The organism is Mycobacterium sp. GA-1285 (genome assembly GCF_001499905.1).
Lineage (GTDB): Bacteria > Actinomycetota > Actinomycetes > Mycobacteriales > Mycobacteriaceae > Mycobacterium.
In genome coordinates this window covers 1-5,379 of record NZ_LQIS01000036.1, presented here as the reverse complement: position 1 = coordinate 5,379, position 5,379 = coordinate 1, and the positions used below count along the sequence as shown (strand labels likewise).

Here is a 5,379-nt window from a genome sequence, read left to right as displayed (position 1 = left end):
ATGTGTGTTCGGCGGTGTCCTACTTTTCCGCCCGGGTTGGGCAGTATCATTGGCGCTGGCAGGCTTAGCTTCCGGGTTCGGGATGGGTCCGGGCGTTTCCCTGTCGCTATTGACCGCCGTAACTTTATTTTTTTGTTGGTGCCCCGTTGGTGTGGGGGTGGTGTGTTTTGGTGGTGGGGTGTGTTTGCGTGTGTTGGTACGCGTGGTGTGGTTGCGAGTGTGTGTAAGTTTTCGGCCGGTTAGTGCCAGTTCCCTGCGCCCATTGCTGGGTGTGTAGGTCTGGTCTATCGATCCCGTGGTCTGCGGGGGGCCTTATCCCACTGGTATGGGTGAGAAGCCTGGTCTTGGAGGGGGTTTCCCGCTTAGATGCTTTCAGCGGTTATCCTGTCCGAACGTGGCTATCCAGCGGTGCCCCTGGTGGGACAACTGGTGTACCAGAGGTTCGTCCGTCCCGGTCCTCTCGTACTAGGGACAGGTTTCCTCAAGCTTCTGACGCGCGCGGCGGATAGAGACCGAACTGTCTCACGACGTTCTAAACCCAGCTCGCGTGCCGCTTTAATGGGCGAACAGCCCAACCCTTGGGACCTGCTCCAGCCCCAGGATGCGACGAGCCGACATCGAGGTGCCAAACCATCCCGTCGATATGGACTCTTGGGGAAGATCAGCCTGTTATCCCCGGGGTACCTTTTATCCGTTGAGCGACACCCCTTCCACTCGGGGGTGCCGGATCACTAGTCCCGACTTTCGTCCCTGCTTGACATGTTCGTCTCGCAGTCAAGCTCCCTTGTGCACTTACACTCAACACCTGATTGCCGTCCAGGTTGAGGGAACCTTTGGGCGCCTCCGTTACTTTTTAGGAGGCAACCGCCCCAGTTAAACTACCCGCCAGGCACTGTCCCTGAACCGGATAGACGGTTCGAGGTTAGAGGCCCAATACGATCAGAGTGGTATTTCAACAACGACTCCGCCCACACTGGCGTGTGAGTTTCACAGTCTCCCACCTATCCTACACAAACCGTATCGAGCACCAATACCAAGTTGTAGTGAAGGTCCCGGGGTCTTTTCGTCCTGCCGCGCGTAACGAGCATCTTTACTCGTAATGCAATTTCGCCGAGTCTATGGTTGAGACAGCTGAGAAGTCGTTACGCCATTCGTGCAGGTCGGAACTTACCCGACAAGGAATTTCGCTACCTTAGGATGGTTATAGTTACCACCGCCGTTTACTGGGGCTTAAATTCTCCGCTTCACCCTTGCGGGTTGACGGGTCCTCTTAACCTTCCAGCACCGGGCAGGCGTCAGTCCGTATACCTCGTCTTGCGACTTCGCACGGACCTGTGTTTTTAGTAAACAGTCGCTTCTCACTGGTTTGTGCCACCCCCTACCGCTGCCGGCCGCGAGGGCCTTGACGGTGTGGGGGTCCCCCTTCTCCCGAAGTTACGGGGGCATTTTGCCGAGTTCCTTAACCATAGTTCACTCGTACGCCTCGGTATTCTCTACCTGACCACCTGTGTTGGTTTGGGGTACGGGCCGTGTATGGACTCGCTAGAGGCTTTTCTCGACAGCATAGGATCACCGAATTCGCCTCACTCGGCTATGCATCACCTCTCAGGATATGAAAAACCCGGATTTGCCTAGGTTTCTCCCTACCGGTTTGCCCCAGTATTACCACTGACTGGTACGGCTACCTTCCTGCGTCACCCCATCGCTTGACTACTACCCACACGGGTCCCACGCAGCCGGTCGATGTCGACTCCTAAAAGGAGACGATCACCGACCTTTTGGGTGGTTAGCGGTATGGATTCGTCAGGGACGCTCATACACGGGTACGGGAATATCAACCCGTTGTCCATCGACTACGCCTGTCGGCCTCGCCTTAGGTCCCGACTCACCCTGGGCGGACTGGCCTGGCCCAGGAACCCTTGGTCTTCCGGCGGGCAAGGTTCTCACTTGCCTTATCGCTACTCATGCCTGCATTCTCACTCCCACACCCTCCACAGCTGAATCACTTCGCTGCTTCACCGGATGCAGGACGCTCCCCTACCCAACCAAGCAACGCTTGGCTGCCGCGGCTTCGGCGGTGTGCTTGAGCCCCGCTACATTATCGGCGCACAATCACTTGACCAGTGAGCTATTACGCACTCTTTCAAGGGTGGCTGCTTCTAAGCCAACCTCCTGGTTGTCTTTGCGACTGCACATCCTTTTCCACTTAGCACACGCTTAGGGGCCTTAGCCGGCGATCTGGGCTGTTTCCCTTTCGACGCACGGAGCTTATCCCCCGCCGTCTCACTGCCGCACTACACCACACCGGCATTCGGAGTTTGGCTGACGTCAGTAACCTAGTAGGGCCCATCGGCCATCCAGTAGCTCTACCTCCGGTGTGAACCATGCGACGCTGCACCTAAATGCATTTCGGGGAGAACCAGCTATCACGGAGTTTGATTGGCCTTTCACCCCTACCCACAGCTCATCCCCTCAGTCTTCAACCTAAGTGGGTTCGGGCCTCCACGCGGTCTTACCCGCGCTTCACCCTGGCCATGGGTAGATCACTCCGCTTCGGGTCCAGAACACACCACTACACCACACACTGCTGTGTGGATACGCCCTATTCAGACTCGCTTTCGCTGCGGCTACCCCACCCGGGTTAACCTCGCGACATGTCCCTGACTCGCAGGCTCATTCTTCAAAAGGCACGCCATCACCCCACCACAAAGTGGAGGGCTCTGACGGATTGTAGGCACACGGTTTCAGGTACTCTTTCACTCCCCTCCCGGGGTACTTTTCACCATTCCCTCACGGTACTGATCCGCTATCGGTCACTGAGAAGTATTCAGGCTTACCGGGTGGTCCCGGCAGATTCACAGCAGATTCCACGGGCCCGCTGCTACTCGGGGACACTGCGACAACAGAGCACATGTTTTCGGTTACGGGACTCTCACCCCCTACGGCAGACCATCCCAGGCCACTTCACCTAACACGAGCTTTTATCACTGCTGCCACCATCGGCGGATGATGGAACACAGACCCCACAACACCGCACACACAACCCCCGCCGGGTATCACATGCACACGGTTTAGCCATCCTCCGCGTTCGCTCGCCACTACTAACGGAATCACTCTTTGTTTTCTCTTCCTACGGGTACTGAGATGTTTCACTTCCCCGCGTTCCCCCCCAACGCCTATACATTCAGCGTTGGGTGACACGACATCACTCGTGCCGGGTTTCCCCATTCGGACATCCTCGGATCCACGCTCGGTTGACAACTCCCCGAGGCATATCGCAGCCTCCCACGTCCTTCATCGGCTCCCAGTGCCAAGGCATCCACCATGCGCCCTTAAACACTTACACACAAAACAGATCTATTCTCGGAAGAACAAAAAATTGCATTATCAAAACACGCAACCCACACCGGAGTCCCGCGTTTTAGATGCTCGCAACCACTATCCACAAATCAAACACCACACCCCACCACCAAAGCGGGGCGACAACCAACCGACCCCACCAACGCGAGGCCACCCCCCAACCAACAGGGAGTCACGGGCTTGTTGTCTCAAAGCCCAATAGTGTGTCTGGCAATCCCTCAAAACGATGTTCCCGCACCGCTTCTGACGTTTGTTGTGCACCCAGCCGGGCGCCACTACAGCGCTCCAGCTCCTCACGGCATCAGGTGTGACCCAGTGTCACAACCTTGTTCGTGGTGCTCCTTAGAAAGGAGGTGATCCAGCCGCACCTTCCGGTACGGCTACCTTGTTACGACTTCGTCCCAATCGCCGATCCCACCTTCGACCGCTCCCTCCGGTAAACCGGTTAGGCCACGGGCTTCGGGTGTTACCGACTTTCATGACGTGACGGGCGGTGTGTACAAGGCCCGGGAACGTATTCACCGCAGCGTTGCTGATCTGCGATTACTAGCGACTCCGACTTCACGGGGTCGAGTTGCAGACCCCGATCCGAACTGAGACCGGCTTTGAAAGGATTCGCTCCACCTCACGGCATCGCAGCCCTTTGTACCGGCCATTGTAGCATGTGTGAAGCCCTGGACATAAGGGGCATGATGACTTGACGTCATCCCCACCTTCCTCCGAGTTGACCCCGGCAGTCTCTCACGAGTCCCCGCCATCACGCGCTGGCAACATGAGACAAGGGTTGCGCTCGTTGCGGGACTTAACCCAACATCTCACGACACGAGCTGACGACAGCCATGCACCACCTGCACACAGGCCACAAGGGAACCCGTATCTCTACGAGCGTCCTGTGCATGTCAAACCCAGGTAAGGTTCTTCGCGTTGCATCGAATTAATCCACATGCTCCGCCGCTTGTGCGGGCCCCCGTCAATTTCTTTGAGTTTTAGCCTTGCGGCCGTACTCCCCAGGCGGGGTACTTAATGCGTTAGCTACGGCACGGATCCCAAGGAAGGAAACCCACACCTAGTACCCACCGTTTACGGCGTGGACTACCAGGGTATCTAATCCTGTTCGCTCCCCACGCTTTCGCTCCTCAGCGTCAGTTACTGCCCAGAGACCCGCCTTCGCCACCGGTGTTCCTCCTGATATCTGCGCATTCCACCGCTACACCAGGAATTCCAGTCTCCCCTGCAGTACTCCAGTCTGCCCGTATCGCCCGCACGCCCACAGTTAAGCTGTGAGTTTTCACGGACAACGCGACAAACCACCTACGAGCTCTTTACGCCCAGTAATTCCGGACAACGCTCGGACCCTACGTATTACCGCGGCTGCTGGCACGTAGTTGGCCGGTCCTTCTTCTGTGCCTACCGTCACTGACGCTTCGTCGGCACTGAAAGAGGTTTACAACCCGAAGGCCGTCATCCCCCACGCGGCGTCGCTGCATCAGGCTTGCGCCCATTGTGCAATATTCCCCACTGCTGCCTCCCGTAGGAGTCTGGGCCGTATCTCAGTCCCAGTGTGGCCGGTCACCCTCTCAGGCCGGCTACCCGTCGTCGCCTTGGTAAGCCATAACCTCACCAACAAGCTGATAGGCCGCGGGCCCATCCCACACCGCAAAAGCTTTCCCCTCCCAGCCATGCAACCAGAAGGAAATATTCGGTATTAGACCCAGTTTCCCAGGCTTATCCCAAAGTGCAGGGCAGATCACCCACGTGTTACTCACCCGTTCGCCACTCGAGCACCCCCAAAGGGGCCTTTCCGTTCGACTTGCATGTGTTAAGCACGCCGCCAGCGTTCGTCCTGAGCCAGAATCAAACTCTCCAAACAAAACTGTTCGAAACAATCTGACCAAACAGACACCAAAAACTGGCATCAAAAAACACCACACCCACAAACGGGAAAACAGGGCATGGCAAAAAACAACAACAAACAAAAACCACCAAACACACTATTGAGTTCTCAAACAACACACCCGC

General features: G+C 56.8%; 3 rRNA genes. All 3 read right to left on the bottom strand.

Going from position 1 to position 5,379, the window contains the following annotated elements:
- Nucleotides 1-6: 6 nt before the first annotated feature.
- A 5S ribosomal RNA gene (rrf, locus tag AU193_RS17370) occupies nucleotides 7-121 on the bottom strand.
- Between the two features lie 98 nt (nucleotides 122-219).
- Nucleotides 220-3,346, bottom strand: a 23S ribosomal RNA gene (locus tag AU193_RS17365).
- Between the two features lie 360 nt (nucleotides 3,347-3,706).
- Nucleotides 3,707-5,230: ribosomal RNA gene (locus AU193_RS17360) — 16S ribosomal RNA — on the bottom strand.
- The 16S, 23S and 5S rRNA genes sit together here, the layout of an rRNA operon.
- Between the last annotated feature and the right edge of the window lie 149 nt (nucleotides 5,231-5,379).